The sequence below is a fragment of the Labrys miyagiensis genome, from assembly GCF_030160835.1.
Taxonomy (GTDB): Bacteria; Pseudomonadota; Alphaproteobacteria; order Rhizobiales; family Labraceae; genus Labrys; species Labrys miyagiensis.
The window spans coordinates 1-15494 of the sequence record NZ_BSPC01000027.1 but is presented as its reverse complement, the minus strand read 5'-3'; the positions used below and the strand labels follow the sequence as shown (position 1 = coordinate 15494).

Annotated in this window: 18 protein-coding genes; 10 read left to right on the top strand and 8 right to left on the bottom strand. The window is 59.6% G+C overall.

What is annotated here, in order from left to right; all coding sequences use genetic code 11:
* The first annotated feature begins 2011 nt into the window (after nucleotides 1-2011).
* Nucleotides 2012-2269, top strand: coding sequence for a hypothetical protein (locus QQL24_RS15735; protein WP_284313219.1), 258 nt, complete (start codon nucleotides 2012-2014; stop codon nucleotides 2267-2269).
* Nucleotides 2270-2485: 216 nt separating this feature from the next.
* On the opposite strand, the gene QQL24_RS15730 is transcribed toward QQL24_RS15735, so the two are convergent.
* On the bottom strand, nucleotides 2486-2728 hold the full coding sequence (locus QQL24_RS15730) for a hypothetical protein (RefSeq protein ID WP_284313218.1): 243 nt from the start codon (nucleotides 2726-2728) through the stop codon (nucleotides 2486-2488).
* Nucleotides 2729-3443: 715 nt separating this feature from the next.
* On the opposite strand from QQL24_RS15730, the gene QQL24_RS15725 reads away from it, so the two are divergent.
* The 4 genes from QQL24_RS15725 to QQL24_RS15710 all read left to right on the top strand — a co-directional run bounded on the left by QQL24_RS15725 (nucleotide 3444) and on the right by QQL24_RS15710 (nucleotide 6242).
* Nucleotides 3444-3755, top strand: a complete 312-nt coding sequence (locus QQL24_RS15725) for a DUF736 domain-containing protein (protein ID WP_284313217.1) — start codon at nucleotides 3444-3446, stop codon at nucleotides 3753-3755.
* 835 nt (nucleotides 3756-4590) lie between these two features.
* On the top strand, nucleotides 4591-5445 hold the full coding sequence (locus QQL24_RS15720; protein WP_284313216.1) for a DUF932 domain-containing protein: 855 nt from the start codon (nucleotides 4591-4593) through the stop codon (nucleotides 5443-5445).
* 309 nt (nucleotides 5446-5754) lie between these two features.
* Entirely contained in the window at nucleotides 5755-5934 is a 180-nt protein-coding gene (locus tag QQL24_RS15715; protein ID WP_284313215.1) for a type II toxin-antitoxin system RelE/ParE family toxin, read from the top strand.
* Complete coding sequence (locus tag QQL24_RS15710; protein ID WP_284313214.1) at nucleotides 5931-6242, top strand: helix-turn-helix domain-containing protein; 312 nt, start codon at nucleotides 5931-5933, stop codon at nucleotides 6240-6242. The genes QQL24_RS15715 and QQL24_RS15710 overlap by 4 nt, the downstream gene beginning before the upstream one ends.
* Here QQL24_RS15710 and QQL24_RS15705 read toward each other — a convergent pair.
* The 3 genes from QQL24_RS15705 to QQL24_RS15695 all read right to left on the bottom strand — a co-directional run bounded on the left by QQL24_RS15705 (nucleotide 6202) and on the right by QQL24_RS15695 (nucleotide 7828).
* The gene (locus tag QQL24_RS15705; protein ID WP_284313212.1) at nucleotides 6202-6630 is read right to left on the bottom strand and encodes a DUF2312 domain-containing protein; all 429 of its coding nucleotides are present in this window, start codon (nucleotides 6628-6630) and stop codon (nucleotides 6202-6204) included. The two genes, QQL24_RS15710 and QQL24_RS15705, sit on opposite strands and share 41 nt — an antisense overlap.
* Nucleotides 6631-6699: 69 nt before the next feature.
* Complete coding sequence (locus QQL24_RS15700) at nucleotides 6700-7158, bottom strand: hypothetical protein (RefSeq protein WP_284313210.1); 459 nt, start codon at nucleotides 7156-7158, stop codon at nucleotides 6700-6702.
* On the bottom strand, nucleotides 7151-7828 hold the full coding sequence (locus tag QQL24_RS15695) for a ParA family protein (protein WP_284313209.1): 678 nt from the start codon (nucleotides 7826-7828) through the stop codon (nucleotides 7151-7153). Before QQL24_RS15695 ends, QQL24_RS15700 begins: the two co-directional genes overlap by 8 nt.
* 407 nt (nucleotides 7829-8235) lie before the next feature.
* Here QQL24_RS15695 and QQL24_RS15690 point away from each other — a divergent pair, with 407 nt between their 5' ends.
* From QQL24_RS15690 to QQL24_RS15680, 3 genes are read left to right on the top strand one after another with little or no spacing between them, the layout of a single operon-like run.
* Nucleotides 8236-8604, top strand: a complete 369-nt coding sequence (locus QQL24_RS15690; RefSeq protein ID WP_284313208.1) for a hypothetical protein — start codon at nucleotides 8236-8238, stop codon at nucleotides 8602-8604.
* On the top strand, nucleotides 8594-12277 hold the full coding sequence (locus tag QQL24_RS15685; RefSeq protein ID WP_284313207.1) for an LPD7 domain-containing protein: 3684 nt from the start codon (nucleotides 8594-8596) through the stop codon (nucleotides 12275-12277). The genes QQL24_RS15690 and QQL24_RS15685 overlap by 11 nt, the downstream gene beginning before the upstream one ends.
* 2 nt (nucleotides 12278-12279) lie before the next feature.
* A complete protein-coding gene (locus tag QQL24_RS15680; protein ID WP_284313206.1) occupies nucleotides 12280-12837 on the top strand; it encodes a phospholipase D-like domain-containing protein in 558 nt (185 codons plus the stop codon).
* A gap of 137 nt (nucleotides 12838-12974) precedes the next feature.
* On the opposite strand, the gene QQL24_RS15675 is transcribed toward QQL24_RS15680, so the two are convergent.
* Together QQL24_RS15675 and QQL24_RS15670 are read right to left on the bottom strand one after the other, a co-directional pair.
* A complete protein-coding gene (locus tag QQL24_RS15675) occupies nucleotides 12975-13400 on the bottom strand; it encodes a type II toxin-antitoxin system VapC family toxin (protein ID WP_284313205.1) in 426 nt (141 codons plus the stop codon).
* Entirely contained in the window at nucleotides 13397-13651 is a 255-nt protein-coding gene (locus QQL24_RS15670; RefSeq protein WP_284313204.1) for a FitA-like ribbon-helix-helix domain-containing protein, read from the bottom strand. The genes QQL24_RS15675 and QQL24_RS15670 overlap by 4 nt, the downstream gene beginning before the upstream one ends.
* A gap of 3 nt (nucleotides 13652-13654) precedes the next feature.
* On the opposite strand from QQL24_RS15670, the gene QQL24_RS15665 reads away from it, so the two are divergent.
* Both QQL24_RS15665 and QQL24_RS15660 read left to right on the top strand, forming a co-directional pair.
* Nucleotides 13655-13873: a hypothetical protein gene (locus tag QQL24_RS15665; RefSeq protein WP_284313203.1), complete on the top strand. Its 219-nt coding sequence runs from the start codon at nucleotides 13655-13657 to the stop codon at nucleotides 13871-13873.
* 69 nt (nucleotides 13874-13942) lie between these two features.
* Nucleotides 13943-14419, top strand: coding sequence for a hypothetical protein (locus tag QQL24_RS15660; RefSeq protein ID WP_284313201.1), 477 nt, complete (start codon nucleotides 13943-13945; stop codon nucleotides 14417-14419).
* 66 nt (nucleotides 14420-14485) lie between these two features.
* Here the strand turns inward: QQL24_RS15660 and QQL24_RS36645 are convergent, their stop codons facing one another.
* Both QQL24_RS36645 and QQL24_RS15655 read right to left on the bottom strand, forming a co-directional pair.
* The gene (locus QQL24_RS36645; protein ID WP_431310695.1) at nucleotides 14486-15079 is read right to left on the bottom strand and encodes an AprI/Inh family metalloprotease inhibitor; all 594 of its coding nucleotides are present in this window, start codon (nucleotides 15077-15079) and stop codon (nucleotides 14486-14488) included.
* Between the two features lie 17 nt (nucleotides 15080-15096).
* A partial coding sequence (locus QQL24_RS15655; protein ID WP_284313200.1) for a hypothetical protein occupies nucleotides 15097-15494 on the bottom strand: 398 nt, incomplete at its 5' end.

Genomic DNA, 15494 nt, shown 5'->3' with positions numbered 1-15494 from the left:
GCATTACCATGCGAAATAAGTCATATTTTACAGTAATTTAGAAATTCACCGAGACCAACACCCTTACATTCGCCCCTATAGCGAGGTCATTATCGCCCAGTTTTGCCCCTACCATCTCGGGGAAGGTACGCTCAGTGACGATGGACCAGAGGCGTAACCGCATCAATCAGCCAGTCGACAACATCATTTGTAATGATTGAGAGATCGATAGCGACAAGCTTTTGGCCGGCTGGATAGCGGGTGAAATGGCTTGCATGGATCTCGTGCAAGATTGGTGGGTCGGACTCGGCGGTGGCAGCCAAGAGGGCCTGAAGTAGGCTGGGTATGCCTGTTCGGCGACTGCAAGATTGCATGTCGGCCCTTGCAGATTGCTGCGAAACAAAAGGCGCCACTATGCATTGTAGCCGCGTCGGTAGATTGACCTCGCCCGACCAGGCCTGGCGGTTTTCGTGAGCGCTCAGCCGATCACCGCCAGGCCGCCGCAAGAGTGGGAGGTTGTGAATTAGAGGGCATCCAATGATTTTCTCCGGCCTGATTCTGCTGCCCCTCCGATGGCACGAGAAGCGCGTGGCGCGAAGCCGCTTGCGGCGGGCATTTATTGCTCGCACCGCCCGGAAACAGCCGTGGATGTGGTGGAAATAGTCGCCCATGCCGCGCACAGTCGAACGCATCGCAAGCAAAGGCGAAAAGCTTGGCCTGTGCCGCACGAAGAAGCGGCACTAAGGGCAAAACGAGCAGGAACCGATAGCCGGCTTATGCGTTCACAGGCGCGACGGGCTGTCAGTCATGGGAAACCTTGGGCGCCAACTCCTAGAAAGTCCCTCTGCAACTGTTCATTGCCGTGAACGCACGTCAAGGGACGGGACCTCAGCCTAGTCCGGGAGCGCATCGAGCTCGACCCCTCTGGTGCGCTCCCACCAATTCCAGTTAGATGTAGGGCAGACGGACCCCTGGGCAGTACATTTGGAAGCCAGTGCGAGGAGCATCCCCGCTCCTGGCAAGACACGCTGCTTTCACGTCGAGATACCCGTGCAGGGCAAGACCACACATGATAGCCGTGGCCAGTATCAGCGCGGCAAAGATTATAACGTTCCTACGCATCTTCGGCCCAACCAGGATGGATCAAAGCTAGCCCACCCTCTTTTTTCTGGCTAGGTCACCGACAGGGCTTCCTGGAGTTTATAGGATGAGACTTGTCTGGATCGTTGCGTCGCTAATCTTGGTAGCGGCGTCGGCATTTGCACAAACCTTGCAGACTGCGCGCGCGCCCTTGACGCCTGAGCAAGCGGCCAAACAAAAGGCCGCTTTGAAGGCGGTGGACGCGCTTCTTAAAGCTCTAGAGGACGATTATATCGCTGACTGTATAGCCAAGCGGAACGCACCGCCTCTTCGCTCGGCTGATCTGGCAAAAAGGTTTGCAGAATGCAAAAGGCTTTATGCCGCGCAACAGAGCAAGGCAGCGCCAAAGAAAGCTTGGGGGCAGACGGGTGCCGGGCCTCGGGGGGATTAAGGACAGGTCACCAGGCGCGTTTGATATCTGCAGTGGATTTACCTTCTCGAAGCGACATCTGCTCCAACTTGGCCCCGGTTTGCTCCCCCGCAGAGCCGGGCTCTCTTGGGCGCCGCGGACACCAGCACGGCTGAGCGCCTGATCAAGGCATAGGCTGGTAACTCACGAACATGGTGGAGGATCTGCGCGACGGAGCAAAGGTCTGCGCCTGACTATTAGGCAGACGGTGCCTAAGAGCCTGGGCGCGGTCAGCATTACCCTCTTGTGCCGCTTGCGAGGTGTCCGTCCCTCCGCCACGGCGCCCATATACCACTCGAAACCACTTTTACCACTCAGACATTGCGACAATCGCCTCAGATTATTTGCGACGAGCTCAACATAATGAGACTGTGGGCAGTGTGTCGCGAAACCCGTGCGCACAAGTAGGGCTGTTGAAGAAAATCCGATGAAAGTGACAGCCCTCTTAATTATGTGGCCTGGCGTCGGTAAAAACGAATTCACATGAAAGTCTCTGATATGCCAGTAAGTCTTAGGAGAGTTCTCTCCAATGTAATCTTCTGGATTTCTGCATTTCTTATCTTTATTACTGCCTATTTAGATACCCGTACAGGCCTTGGCATGTCATCTGCCATTGTTGGGGTATCTCCATCAGCTTTTTTCCCGAACCAGTTTCAATCTGATTTGAGAATTATGGGGTATGAGTTTATGTTAGTTGGCGTTATATATTTTGTATTATCCATTCTTTTGGCATGGTTGTGAAAATGGCAAATTGTTGCTGCTATATCGCTGGTTCTGCTGTTAGAATTTCTGCTGTTCCCGCTTTCTGGACATATATCTCCACCCGCATGTGTGGGAACTTTGCTTGCGGTTGTTGGCGTTACTATTAAGCCGTGGCACAAGACGGGCAAATCATAGGATATGAAACCCGGCGTCTTGCTGCGCTGCCCTTCCGATTGGGTTGAGGCCATCAACTGGTCAGGCGTCGGCCGCGGCAACAATGGCACGGCCCTCATCGGTGATGACGAAGATCTTTGGCTTACTCTCGCTCATTGGCTCAACAAGACCGCGCTTCCGGAGAGGGGCGAGCACATGGTTGCGAACGAACGCATATTTGACCAAGTCTCGGTTGTACCCGCAAATCCTTGCAAGCGCTTTGGCTGTCCATCCACGATTGTCGCCCAGGCATTTTAGAAGGAGCAGCTCCAGCTCAGTTACCATCTCCCACCCCAACGCTCCTCGTTACAAGTCCTTCGGCAATCACCGTTATCTCGCGTGAATGTTGCGCGATGATTAGGGCAAACGAACGCCCCGCATGTGCGAGGCGCCGACGACGCCGGAATTCACAGCCGGCCAGGCGAAGTGAGGTCCTCGTCAGCCTCTTCGATGGGTTGAATCGGCGCTTAGGAGGGCAGGACGGATCGTCCAGTTTCACCAAGGCAATCGGTCGGCCGAGCAGGCGAGGGGGCCAGCCGGCGCCGAACTCGGCATGCCCGGATTACGAGCTGTGCTAGGCCCGGCAGGGCCCTTCTTCTCGATTCGGGCGATGCTACTCTTCCGCGAGCAACCTGAGCCAGGAGCGAGCCGCGGAATTCGTTGCCGGAAGTTCCGCGCGCGCCGATCGTGGACACGGTGTTCTCTCCTATCTTGTGTCTCGAGCCGAACCCAAAACTGCCTCTTATGGGCTGATCTAACCGCCGGCACGGCGCAGGCAGGCCGCATCGCTTCCGATGCAACCTTCCTTCACCTCGATCGGCCAGCAACGGCCACCGGCAACTATTTTCCCCGGCCTGCGGCCTCCTCGCGAGGCAAAATAGCCGTCGCCTGCCGCTCTTCGCTGCGCTTCGACCGCAAGCGGTGCAAGCCGATCGTCCCCCGGTCCAACGATCGCCATCGAGGCTGCATTGGGCGGCACTCGAAAAAAGGAGAGAACACCATGTCCACGATCGGCACCTTCACCAAGAACGGCAACGAATTCCGCGGCTCGCTCCAGACCCTCACCGTCAACGTCGCGCTCCGCATTACCCCAGTCGAGAAGAAGACCGAAGCGGCCCCCGACTTCCGCCTCTTCGCCGGGCGTGCCGAGATCGGCGCCGGCTGGACCAAGACCGCCCAGGACACCGGCATGGAATACGTCTCGGTGAAACTGGACGATCCGTCCCTCCCGGCCTCCATCTTCGCCAACCTGGTAGAAGACGGCGACACCGGATCCTACAACCTCATCTGGTCTCGCCCGACCCGGGCGTGACCACGACGCCCCGCGCAAGCGGGGCGTTTCGCTTGCCTGAAGCCCCCGAGGGTCCTGCCGGCGCAACTGCGTCATCTCTGCAGGATCCTCGCAGCATTTCGTAAGATCCCGTTTCGGCGGACAGGACAGGGGAGTTGGGCGCGCCCTTCGGGCCAGGCTCTATTCGCTGTGCTCACGGAGCTCCTGCGGATCTCCGCCCATGCGGGTGACGATCCCTCGCGGGGCCGCTTCGCTTTTGCGGCCGCAGCTGCGCAGCGTAACTGTTTCCCACAGCCCGGCCGGCCTCGCTACGGCGCTATATGGGGAGCGCGTTCGGCCGGCCCTGTCTGCTGCGCGTGCAGGCTCCTTGAGGCCCTGCTTCACTCCGTCCGCCAGCACATCGCTCACGCTCGGCCGTCAAATGGAAAACCACCTTGCCTGAATGCCCTAGCCGCGCCGGCGCACCTTGATTGGGATCGTTGAAGCACATCCAGGGAGCTTGATGCGGCCCGCGGCGGTCTCGGCCTTGGGGCCGATCCCAGCGCGATTTTCACAAGTGACCTCGCTGCGATCGGCAGGCCGATCGCGCTCCGGACATCCTCAAGCTCGCCCGCAGGCGAGGCGCAGTGCCCCAGGCGCCCGCCGGCGTCAAGGACGCTCGCAGTGCTCGCCATGCTCGGCACGCCTGCGCGTGGCTGCGCGCTGCTCCGCGCCGCCTGCGGCGGGAGCTTCGCTCTCCTTTGACGCCATCGGACCCCAGGGGAATTCGGCTGCCATCCGAATTTAAGGACGCGCACCCGCGCTTCGCTTGGGGCGCTCCTTAAACCCGGATGTCACAAATTGAGGAGTAAGGACCATGACTGCTTACACGAAGACCGCCCGCTTCGATCACGCCCGCGCGCTGACCGAAGATGAAATGTTCAAGCTGGCGCCGTCGATTTTCGCGACCACGGCCCATGAAAGCCGGTCCGAGCGATTCCAGCCGATCCCGACGATTGAGATCCTGCGCGGCCTCATCAGCGAAGGGTTTGCCCCCGTGGGGGTCAAACAGTCTGTGGCCCGTGACGAAGGCAAGGCATCGTTCACGAAGCACCTTATTCGCCTGCGTCGCATCGATGAGGACAGCAAATACAAAGTGGGCGACACGGTTTGCGAAATCCTGTTGAAGAACGCCAACGATGGAACGTCGGCCTATGACCTCATGGCGGGGTTGTTCCGGATTTGCTGCCTCAATAGCCTTGTTACACAGACGGGCACCATCGACAGCGTCAAGGTGCGCCACAGCGGCGACGTCAATGCCAAGGTGATCGAGGGCACATATCGTGTCCTCGGCGAGGCGCAGAAGGCGCTTGTTGCTCCGGCCGACTGGTCGGCGCTGAATCTTGCAAGGGAGGAACGGGTTGTGTTCGCCAGGGCGGCCCATGTGCTGCGGTTTGGTGACGCCGACGGCGAGGTGACGACTCCGATCACCCCGGAGCAGCTCTTGACGCCCAAGCGCTACGAGGATCGCGGTGGCGATCTCTGGACGACCTTCAACGTCACGCAGGAAAACGTCATCCGTGGCGGGCTGCATGGCTGGGCCGTCGGTGACGACAATCGTCGCCGCCGTGTTACCACCCGCCCGCTCAAGGGGATTGATCAGGATGTGAAGTTGAACAAGGCCCTTTGGGTTCTGGCCGAGGAAATGGCGAAGCTGAAAATGGCAGCATAAATTGGGCAGGCAGGCCGAACGGCCTGCCCTCAATCCCCTATCCCGACCTCACCCGCGGCGGGGTCGGCATCGACGTCATATGGAATGAATGTGCGCTGTTTGCTGATTCAGTTGTACCACTATGCCAATATGGATATATTTGCGTCATGGCCCGACCACCCAAGCCGTTGAGATTTCGGGGTGACTCGCGCGAGGTCATCAGCAAGTTTCCCAACCTTGTAAAGGAAGATGCGGGCGAGGCGCTTTGGATGGTTCAGCGTGGCATGGAACCTCCGGATTTCAAGCCCATGCCCAGGGTTGGGATCAGGCGTGAACGAATTGCGGTTGAGAGATACGGACAACATATTCCGTGTCTTCTACATCGCGAAGCTGGCGGATGCAGTCTATGTCCCGCACTGCTTTCAGAAGAAAACACAGCAGACCGACCAGCGTGACATCGAGATCGGCAAGAAGCGCTTGGGCGAATTGTTGACGGAGAAACGCGCATGACCGAGACGGAACAGACCTTCGCGACCGCCTTTGACGCCATCGCGTCGTCGCCTGAGGAAGCGGCCCATTTGCTTGCCCGCTCCAATCTCATGGATGCCCTGCAGCAGCATATCAAAAAACAGAAGTGGACACAGGTCGAGGCCGCCGTGCAGCTTGGCGTGACACAGCCACGCATTTCCGATCTGTTTCGCCACAAACTCAGCCGGTTCAGCCTTGACCATCTGGTGACTATGCTCGCCCGTGCCGGCATTGGCGTCGACGTCCGGATCAAGAAAACTGCCAAGCGCAAGGAGAAGCAGGCGGCCTAACTTGCAGCACGCCGCGCGCTCCCGCCTTACCCGCATCGAGCGGGCTGCGGCGCGATGCGAGAGGGGTTCCGCCCCCTCTCGCGCTCTCCACGAGACAGGCCAGGCCTGTCAACCCGCGCGCTTCGTGCTTTTTTCTCCCGTAAAGCTTCGCCGCCAAGCGAACGCCACGCCCGCACCGGGCGCTTTGAATAAGCGTGCTTTCTTCCTCCCGCTTCGCGGGATCCATGCGACGCTCACTGATGATCTTCTTTAGAGCCTTGATGTTGTAGCCGGCGCCTTTCGCCTCTTGATAAATTTGCAGCTTCGATTTGTTGCTGGTCTTAATCTCCTCTTCGATCGTTTCCACACGCTCGACGAAGCTTCTCAGCTGACTTTCGCTCTTCGACATAGAAAACTTTTGTGGCCAATTGCTATCACGGCGCTGCCTTCGCGCGCACGTACGGGCGTGCGCGTGAGACTAGGCCCTCGCGCGGGCCGCCAGTTCCTTTGCTATGGCCCTCTCCAGGAACTCGCGGATGGTACTGCGATCGGCGACCACGGCGTGTTTCATCTCGGCGACCATATTGCGGGGCAACTCGGCTGTGACCCGATCGCGCTCGATGGTGGCGTCGGACACGCTGCCCGCACCTTGCTGCCGATCGCGGCGCATGGGCGCGGGCGCCCTCATCGGCGCGACAGGACTATGAAGGGCGGGGACGGCCGCAGGCGCGTCGCCCGTTGCTGCCAATACGACGGCAGGCGCCTCGACGTTAACCGGCTCACTTATCGTGGGCGCAACTCGCTCTGCATATTCCCTCGGCACCATTCCCGCCTTCACCGCAGCGTCATTGCCGAGCTTTGTCAGCTCGTCGAGATCCAGTTCCAACGGGTCGCGCGACTTCTTGAAATTCAGCTTGCGCTTGCCATCGTCAGCCATCAACCAACACTCCGGCATGCTCGTAAATTTCATCGAGAAGGCGGGCAATGTTGTCGCGAGCTTTCTTGACCTGTTCGACGCGGTCGGGGGTCGAAGCTAGGGATTCAAGCGTACCGCCCTCATGGGCGAATTCGGCATAAATGGGCCGCTGCATAATGGGCGTCTTGAAGAGCGGTAGCTTGTGGCGGACCAGTTCGCCTACGGCTTCCTTGAATGCTTGAGTGGCGCGATCAATGCCGGAAATGGCGTTTATCACAACCATCAGTTTCGCCCGTTTGAGGCTGGCCGCGTATTCGAAGATTCTCACGACTTCGCGCGCATCATCCATGGTTGCGCGACAGGGGACGATACACAGGTCGGACGCTGCGATCGCAAAATTCAGCGCTTGGCTATAGGCCCCCTGGACGTCGATCAGCGTAATATCAACGTCGCCGGGATCGGTCAGACGCTGTTTGAAAACGGCGTCTTCGTCAATCCGTTCAACAGTGAGATTGTCGGGAAGAGTCCCCTTGCGGCGAGCCGCCTGCGACCATTGCCACGTGGTGTGCTGGGGATCCACGCACAGAATTTTTGCCCGTGCACCGTGGACGGCCATCTCCGTGCCCACCAATCGGGTGAGCAAGGATTTGCCGGATCCTCCCTTCGTTGTTGCGAACGAGACAATCGTCACCGGCTCATGCCTCCTGAACGCTAATCATGACGCATTATATATCTCGATAAATCTATACAGCGCAAGCTGGGTCGCAAAAGTACATCGGCGGATCCCCACATTTGCGCGAGCGCGCAAATTCCCAAATGGGGATATTTGAGAATGAGGGCTGTTACATTTCAGCAAATGATAAAGTACACATTTTCTGAAATGAAAGTATGTTAAAAGTATAAAATGAGCATGACGAGGAGAGATCGAAGAAAGTCGAAGATTTGAATGGCAGGATAGCAAATTTCGTGATACGAAATTTGCATGTGTCCTCGCCGAGCAGCCGTTGATGGTTTCGGCAGCCCCGCGTAGCGCGACCGAAACCATGTTGAGGTTGGAAGACAGTGGCTCGTTTACGCAAAGTCGTCCGAAATAAAGTCGTGCACGTCCGCCTGACGGAGGACGATTTCGCGGCGATGGAGGAGACGGCCGAAGGCCTTGGGATCTCAAACAGCGACCTGCTTCGGCGTGGCGCCCGGCTGGTGAGTGGGCTCGGCCCCACCTTCGACGGCGAGACACGGGCCGCCATTTCCAGGATGGCCAGCCAGATCCGCAGCATAGGTGTCAACATCAACCAGGCGGTGCGCGCAATGAATGCGGGCCTGGTACCGTCGAACAAGGAGCTGCAGGACGCATTTGGGCAGCTGACGTTTCTGCTTCACGAGACGCGGGAGGCCTATCTTTCACTATGCTCGGATGGCCGGGCCCGCGCCCTCCTCGCCATGAGCGAGGATCCGCGTGGCGAGTGATCGCGAGATCTTCGCGGGCCTCGACGAAATGTCGGGACTGGGTCTGGCCCTCGAGCGCAAGCGGCGGGCGCAGGCGGCCATGCTTGCGCTCATGGGCTTGGCCACTCCGCAGAAAGATGACGACGATCGGAAGAAGTGGAAGAAGCCAAGGCAGCCGGCGGCGTCCGGTGCTCAGCCTGTGCCGCGGCCGAGGCAGACGCCGCGGGCGCCGACCGCGTCAAGCCTGCTGGCGCCGAGAGCCAACGACCAAGTGAAGCAGGGCTTGGCGCTGAAATCACAATCGGCCGTGGTCAAGCTGGCGTCCTATGCGAGTGGCGCAAGTCGGCTCGGTGCGCTGACTTCGTATTTGAGCCACCAGGGTGAAATCGCATTGGAGCGGGAGGACGGCTCGAAGGTGCAGGGCATCGGGGAGGTGAGGGGCCTTGCGTTGCAATGGGCGGAGGACGCGCCCGAGCGGGAACCGAGCAAGGATATCCTGATGTTCCATGTCGAGGTGAAAGGACAGAAGGACCGGGAGGCGATCGGTGCCTCGCTTGCCGAGGCTTTGTCTGGTCACAAGTTTGCCTGGCGTTCCGAGCAAACCGCGGAGGGCGTCCATATCGAAGTAGCGACGGTCGCGGCCAGCTCGCAGAAAAACGCGAGTGGCAAGGCCGAACGCCTGTATGCGACGCAAAAGTCTCTTAGCGGTTTGGAACGACGCCTTGATACCGCCTTTGGAGCCGAGACCTCATTCGAGGATCGCGGATGGTCGCACGGCGTAGAGGGCGCGGCGCGCTATCTCTCACGGCTTACGCGAGACGGGCAGCAGGAAGCTCAGCTTTCAACTGGAAAGGTTTTGTCCGGACACCAGGCGAATCTTGCGGTTGCAAAGGAATGGAAGCGCTCGATGCGCTCGCGCGAGCAACGAGACTGCGCTCACGTCATTCTCAGCGTCAGGCCCGGGACGGACAAGGAGGCGTTCGTTGCGGCGGCGCGCGCGACCTTGCATCGGGCCTTTGAAGGCCACGAGTTCGTCTTTGCCATGCATGAGAACCGACAGCATCTGCATGTCCATGCCGTTGTGAAAATGGAGGCGAAGACCGGGGAGCGGATGCACCCCGGCATCGCCGATTTCACACGCTGGCGCCAGACCCTCGCCGAGGAGGCCAGGGAGCGCAGCATCCTTATGGAGTCGACCTCACGGTTCGAGTCAGCCAACGTACCGGGCTACAAGCTCAAGGATATTCGCCAGGTCGAGCGCGGCATCGCGCCGGAGAATGTTCGCCGGCGCGTCGAAGCCGTCCAGACGAATGCCGTGCACGTCCCGACGCGGGCGGAAGGGCGCGAGCGGGCGAGGGCGGTAGCAGGAGAGTGGCAGGCTTTGGCGCCCCAACTTGCCGGCGATGCTGCGCCCAGGAGAGAGCCGCCGATCGGCGCTGGCATGACGCGCTTGTACCGCTTCGAGCCTGCTGGCGCGCCGGCGTCGTCAGCACCGCTTTTCACCAGTCAGAGAAGTGTTGCTGAGAGCATGGCGGGCGAGGGGAGGGGAGACTTGACTTACATAGACGTGCCTAGGTCAAGACTTTCAGAGCTCACCGCGTCGCGGAAAAATCCGGAGCGGGATTTCGTCGTGCCGGCGGTCTTTGCCCAGACGAGCAAGCCCTTGGGGACCTATCCCGGCGCAATCGTGCTGCACCTTCGAACCCGCACCCTACAGGCCGTCGCCCGGATCGAAGCGCTTGAACGCGCCCAGACGACGGAGCGCGCCAAACCTTCAGAAAAGGTGATGCTAGATATATTGCATAATGATAAATATCATATCAATGTCGACGACAATGCCCCGACGACAGCGTCCGTGGGCCCGCCGACATCAAAGGAAGCACGACCCATGCCAGACGCACAGACCATGGAGATGACGCGCAACGACCTCCGCAAGCAGCTCGATCGCATCGTGGCGGCGACGCCCGTCGAACATCGCGATCGGATGCGCGTCATTTCAAACAAGGTCGCGGACAATTGGGATACCGGCATCGAACAGCAGAAGAAGATCGAGCGACAGATGGGATCTGTTCAGGGCGATCACTATGTCGAGCCGCGGCAAAAGGCATTCGACAACTTCACGGCCTATGTTCCAGAGCAGCGTGGCCAAACGGTGCGCTATGCTCACAAGCTTGATAATGGCAGTGCCGGCCAGGTGGCGTTCCGCGACAACGGCCGTCGCATCGAGGTCGACGATTGGCGACACAAGGAGGCCACCCTCGCAGCCCTGCAGCTCGCCAGCGAGAAGTGGGAAGCCATCACGGTCAAGGGGCCGCCCCGCTACCAGAACATGGTAGTTTCACTGGCGGCCGAACACGGTTTCAAGATCGCCAATCGGGAGCTGCAGGACAGGGTCGAGGAGGAGCGAGCTCGTCTGCAGGTCCAGCGCACGCAACAGCAGGATCAACGCCCTAGCTTGAGTGAGGGCACAACGCCCTTGCAAGTTCCTGATCCCGCCCAAGCCGAACGCCGCGCCGGTGATGCCTATACGGAGGTCTCCGCCTATCGCACCGAGGCGGTGAAACAGTTCATGGATGTGGTCAGGCAGGCTCGTCACGGTGAGGGCGTCGCCGGCAATCAGTTCGAGAAGCCCGAGGCGGCCGAGGTGGCGATTGCGGTCGCTCGCCAGCAGGCTTTGAATTCCCTGGCTGAGTCCGATCGACATCAGTTCGCGGTTGTTTCGAGCCGCTTCGTCGAGGCGAACAATGGGATTTCACACGAACGCCTTGACGCGGCAGAAGAGCGGGTGCGCCGCGGCGAGGAGACGGTGCCGGCGGATGCACTTGCCCTGGGCGGGCAGCAACGCGCGCCATCAGGGGCAGCGCCAGCGCAGCAGGTCCGGAAGGCCCAGGACGCCAATGCCGGGCCGCAGCCGGAGAGCATTACAGGCGAATTCGTGGGGCAGGGAACGTCTCCGTATAAAGGCGAGAGAAATGCAACTCCGTCGCCTCACGCGGACATTCGAACTGAGAACGGCACGATGCGCGTGTGGGGCGTGAACATTCCCGAAGCCATCAATAAGGCCGAGGTGGATCCCGGCGACCGGATCACGCTAGCGATCAGCTCGCGCGAGAGGGTGCAAAAGGATGTGCGCTTCAAGGATGAACAGACCGGCCAGTGGAAGACGGAGACCCGAGACGTCTGGCGTAATAATTGGAGCGCCGAAGTGCACGAGAAGGCAAGGGAGGGGGAGGATCCAGGTCAGACCCAAGCCCAGGCCCCTGCGCAGGCTCAAGCCATAGGCGAGGCGCCGGCCATCCGCTCACAGACCGAGGTCAGCCAGCGGGATGGTGCCGCGCAGGTTCAACCGGTGGGCGGCCGGACAGAGACAGAGCGGCAAGCCGAGCTGCGGATCATTGCCGAGCAGACCAAGCGAGAGGCGGTTCGCGAGACCGTTCAGGCTCATGTCTCGGAGGTGCGGCACGAGACGCCGGCCGACCCCGGTTATCGGTCAGAAGGGCAGGCGGCATCGGCCAGGGCTGCTGAGCGCGCTGTGGAAGAAAGTCCGGCCGCATCAATTCCGGTTACGCCTGAAACCTCGCCCGAGATTGAGCAGCTCGCCGAGCGCCAGGAGGCGGTAAAACAAGAGAGTGCCTTGGCCCAGGCTGAGACGCAGGCGGCAGAGCGGCAACGGCCGCGCGCTCAAAGGATGTAGGCATGAAGTTTCACTTAAGGGTCCTCGCGATTGTCGTGGCGCTAGAAGTTGGCGCCGTCGTGCCGCCGGCGGCAGCCGATGAGATGCCAATCATCTACTATTCGCCCGCAACCATTTTGGAGCGGATTGACTCTGCGATCATCGCTAAGGCCAATAGCACTATAGATATGGCGGCCTTCGTTCTCACAGATCAGGATGTGATTGGCGCGTTGCGCGCCGCCGCCGACCGCGGCGTGGTCGTGCGCATATATCTCGATTCCGATCAGGTCGGGCTGCTCAAGATGAATAAGGTGGGTTACCTAACGGCGCGTCTTGATCAGCTGGCCAGTAGTCCGAATGTGGTGATCAAGACCAGCCAGTCAGGAGCCCCCTGGATGGATCAGAAAGGTTACACCGTCGACGGTCAGGCGCTCAGAACAGGATCCGCAAACTTTTCCTTGAGCGGTGAAAAGTTCGAAGACAACGATTTGATCCTCATCCCGTCGGTGTCAGCCGCCGCGCATTTCACTCAGAACTTCGAAGGCATGTGGTCGCGAGAGGGGAACCGAGACTGGAACTAAATCTCCACCATCCATGCGGAAAACCACTCCTCTGTTATGTGTTCGTCATTCGAGACCAACTAGCGGTACTTACTAAAGCGGTGGGAAGTGTTCTCACCCATATGGCGCATTCCTTTGCGGGTTCCTTATCTGGACGGCTACGGATAAGGCTTCCACGGATTGATCACGCTCAGCCCTGCGGCCTCAAAAGGGCTGGTGTCGCGAGTGGCGATGGCGAAACCGCATGAGGCAGCTATGGCAGCAATGTATCCGTCTTCCTTGCCGATGGCTCGACCAGCAGCCCGTGCGCTCGCCATCAACTCGGCATAAACTTGCGAGGTTTCCAGATCGAAGGCCAACACGCGGCCCTTGAAGGCTGGCAGCACTTCCCGCTCCAAGCGGTCTTGGTAGACCGTCCGGCGCTTGCCGGCCGGCATCGCGGCTATGCCGAAACGCAACTCGGCCACGGTGATAGCGGACAGGTAAAGGCTTTCAACAAGCTGGGCATCAATCCAGGTCAACACATTCGGCTCGGGTACGGGCTTCCACAATTCTGAAAGCACCTTAGTGTCCAGAACGATCATAAGTCGAAGCCCATGGGTTCGGCCGGGGTCTTGTCACGCTCGAAGAGGGCATGCTCTTCACTGGTCAAGCCGCCGGCCTCGCGGGCGATCGATACCAGCAGGGACCCGAGTTTCAGGCGCCCATCTGGCTTGGCAGCTCGCTCTAGGATTTCGCGGATTTCGGCCTCGGTGCTGCGGCCGTGCAGTGCCGCGCGGACGCGGATGGCGCGGTGCACCTCCTCTGGGACATTGCGAATGGTGATGGAGGGCATTGAATGCTCCTGGCAAATTTGATGGCATTGATTGCATATCATATCTTTGCAATCATGACGGCAAGCCCTGCCAAACCAACATTCGTTTTTCCACGTTTCAAATCCGGCTGGGCCGGCTACCTAGCAAGAGCAGATCAAGAGGCCGTCGCGTTCGAGGGTGCGGAGTCTCGTAATGATTGCGAGCGCGTCGCAAAAAATCCGAGCAAGTCTCGCTCAATGTGAGCACTGACCTGCCACCCATCTCGCGGAATTCGAGCAGGATTCGACGATGAAATCGAGCATGGACGCCGATTGCAAGCAGCTACAAATCTCGAAGTTCGAACGAAATCCTGTCTCAGATACCACCGCAATCTGACAGCCTTGTGCGAGATCGCCGGTCCCGGCGTTTCAAAGGTCGTTCTGCAGGCTTCGCCCGAGCACGAGACGCCTGAGTTTTCCGCCCTGGAGGGTGCGGAGCACAATTTACCCTTGGTCGCCGCTTATGCCATGCGTGACTCGGCCGGACGGGTTTTCGACGGCCCGCTTCTGACTGCTGTTCGAAGCACGCGCAACGAAGAGGTTAGGATGCTGCCGGACGAAGCAGCGAAATCGCGAAAGGTTTATATCTACAACGGCAGAGCGCGCTTCACCGCCAGTTTAGGCCCCGAGGATGCCTTCGCCGCGCTGGCGGCCTTTGGCCCCCTGCAACCTTTCACGGAGGCCACCAGACCTTTATATTTCAAACTGCTATCGTCTCTCGCCGAGTCCACCAATCTGCGGCTCAGCTAGAGACCTTTGGGCCAGTAATCTAAATGCGTGTCAGCACCACAGCGTTAGCGTGCTGGCCCCTCCCATCTAGTGATACAATGTCAGCTTGCGACCATCGTCCGTTGTAGTGCTCGTAAATCCGCCTGTCTGATTTTGCTCGAAACGAGCGGGTACATCTCCGCCTTTTTCCAACAGCTCGATCGTTCTCCCGTTTGATCGCCAGCCATTCACATTCTGGAGTGAACTGCCCTGGCAACCCGAAACCGAAGCACGCTTTACGTCCAATAGCCCTCGGCTCGAAAGGTGAATGGTGCACGACACGAGCGTACCTGCCACCTTCCAGCTCCCAACCTGGGAAAGAGGAGGAGGAGCAGCACCGGAGGCCGGCCGAGAGGTGGCACGAGGGGTAAATATGATGTCGCCTTGTCCGATCGGATCGGTCAGAACATGCGGATGGTGCAGCGGCTGTTGCTGCGCCGGCGAGGTGGTTACCAGCTTGTGCTGGCGAGCAGGCTCACGATGAAAGCGACAGGAACATCTGGTCCACCTCGAGCTTGGCGCTGGCGTACCCTCCACGACGAGCTGCGGAATCCGAACACTCTGCAGTGGAATGATCGGGCCGCGCCAGGTCTGCTGCCTATGGTCACAGCTCGCCAGAGCGAGGGCTACCGGAAGAGCCATCCCGATCATGCGTCGTTTCATTCGTCGATCCCTTTGGTGTCGAAGTCGGTGCTGCTGCTTTCGGCCCGCCATTGCAGCGCCGGGACTTGGTTGATCGTCACGGTCATCGGTTCGGGAGGCGTTGTTTCGATCCAGGGCCGAAGACGGCGCTGTCCCGCGCTGGCGCAGGTGCGCAACGCCAGGATCTCGGCCGCCGCGACCTCCAGTGCGCGCTGGAGATCATGATCGGCGGCGTCGAGGCACTGCATGACGACGGCCAGGAGCCGATTTTGGTCTATTTCGCCAGGGGTCATCCCGTCCTCGCAGGTATCATAGTACCTAAAAAATGTTCCATAAGATAGGTTATGCGAATCGAGGCTGTAGAACCCCGTTAGAAAGGTCGCACCTCTCCTCATTAGACATGTCACTTTTTCCT

Bases quoted from the DNA above. Each gene is read 5' to 3' on its own strand.
- QQL24_RS15665 (WP_284313203.1), top strand. From the start codon at position 13,655: ATGCTCCTGGCAAATTTGATGGCATTGATTGCATATCATATCTTTGCA.
- QQL24_RS15725 (WP_284313217.1), top strand. From the start codon at position 3,444: ATGTCCACGATCGGCACCTTCACCAAGAACGGCAACGAATTCCGCGGC.
- QQL24_RS15735 (WP_284313219.1), top strand. From the start codon at position 2,012: ATGAAAGTCTCTGATATGCCAGTAAGTCTTAGGAGAGTTCTCTCCAAT.
- QQL24_RS15675 (WP_284313205.1), bottom strand. From the start codon at position 13,400: ATGATCGTTCTGGACACTAAGGTGCTTTCAGAATTGTGGAAGCCCGTA.
- QQL24_RS15720 (WP_284313216.1), top strand. From the start codon at position 4,591: ATGACTGCTTACACGAAGACCGCCCGCTTCGATCACGCCCGCGCGCTG.
- QQL24_RS36645 (WP_431310695.1), bottom strand. From the start codon at position 15,079: ATGGCTCTTCCGGTAGCCCTCGCTCTGGCGAGCTGTGACCATAGGCAG.
- QQL24_RS15700 (WP_284313210.1), bottom strand. From the start codon at position 7,158: ATGGCTGACGATGGCAAGCGCAAGCTGAATTTCAAGAAGTCGCGCGAC.
- QQL24_RS15705 (WP_284313212.1), bottom strand. From the start codon at position 6,630: ATGTCGAAGAGCGAAAGTCAGCTGAGAAGCTTCGTCGAGCGTGTGGAA.
- QQL24_RS15680 (WP_284313206.1), top strand. From the start codon at position 12,280: ATGAAGTTTCACTTAAGGGTCCTCGCGATTGTCGTGGCGCTAGAAGTT.
- QQL24_RS15730 (WP_284313218.1), bottom strand. From the start codon at position 2,728: ATGGTAACTGAGCTGGAGCTGCTCCTTCTAAAATGCCTGGGCGACAAT.
- QQL24_RS15670 (WP_284313204.1), bottom strand. From the start codon at position 13,651: ATGCCCTCCATCACCATTCGCAATGTCCCAGAGGAGGTGCACCGCGCC.
- QQL24_RS15710 (WP_284313214.1), top strand. From the start codon at position 5,931: ATGACCGAGACGGAACAGACCTTCGCGACCGCCTTTGACGCCATCGCG.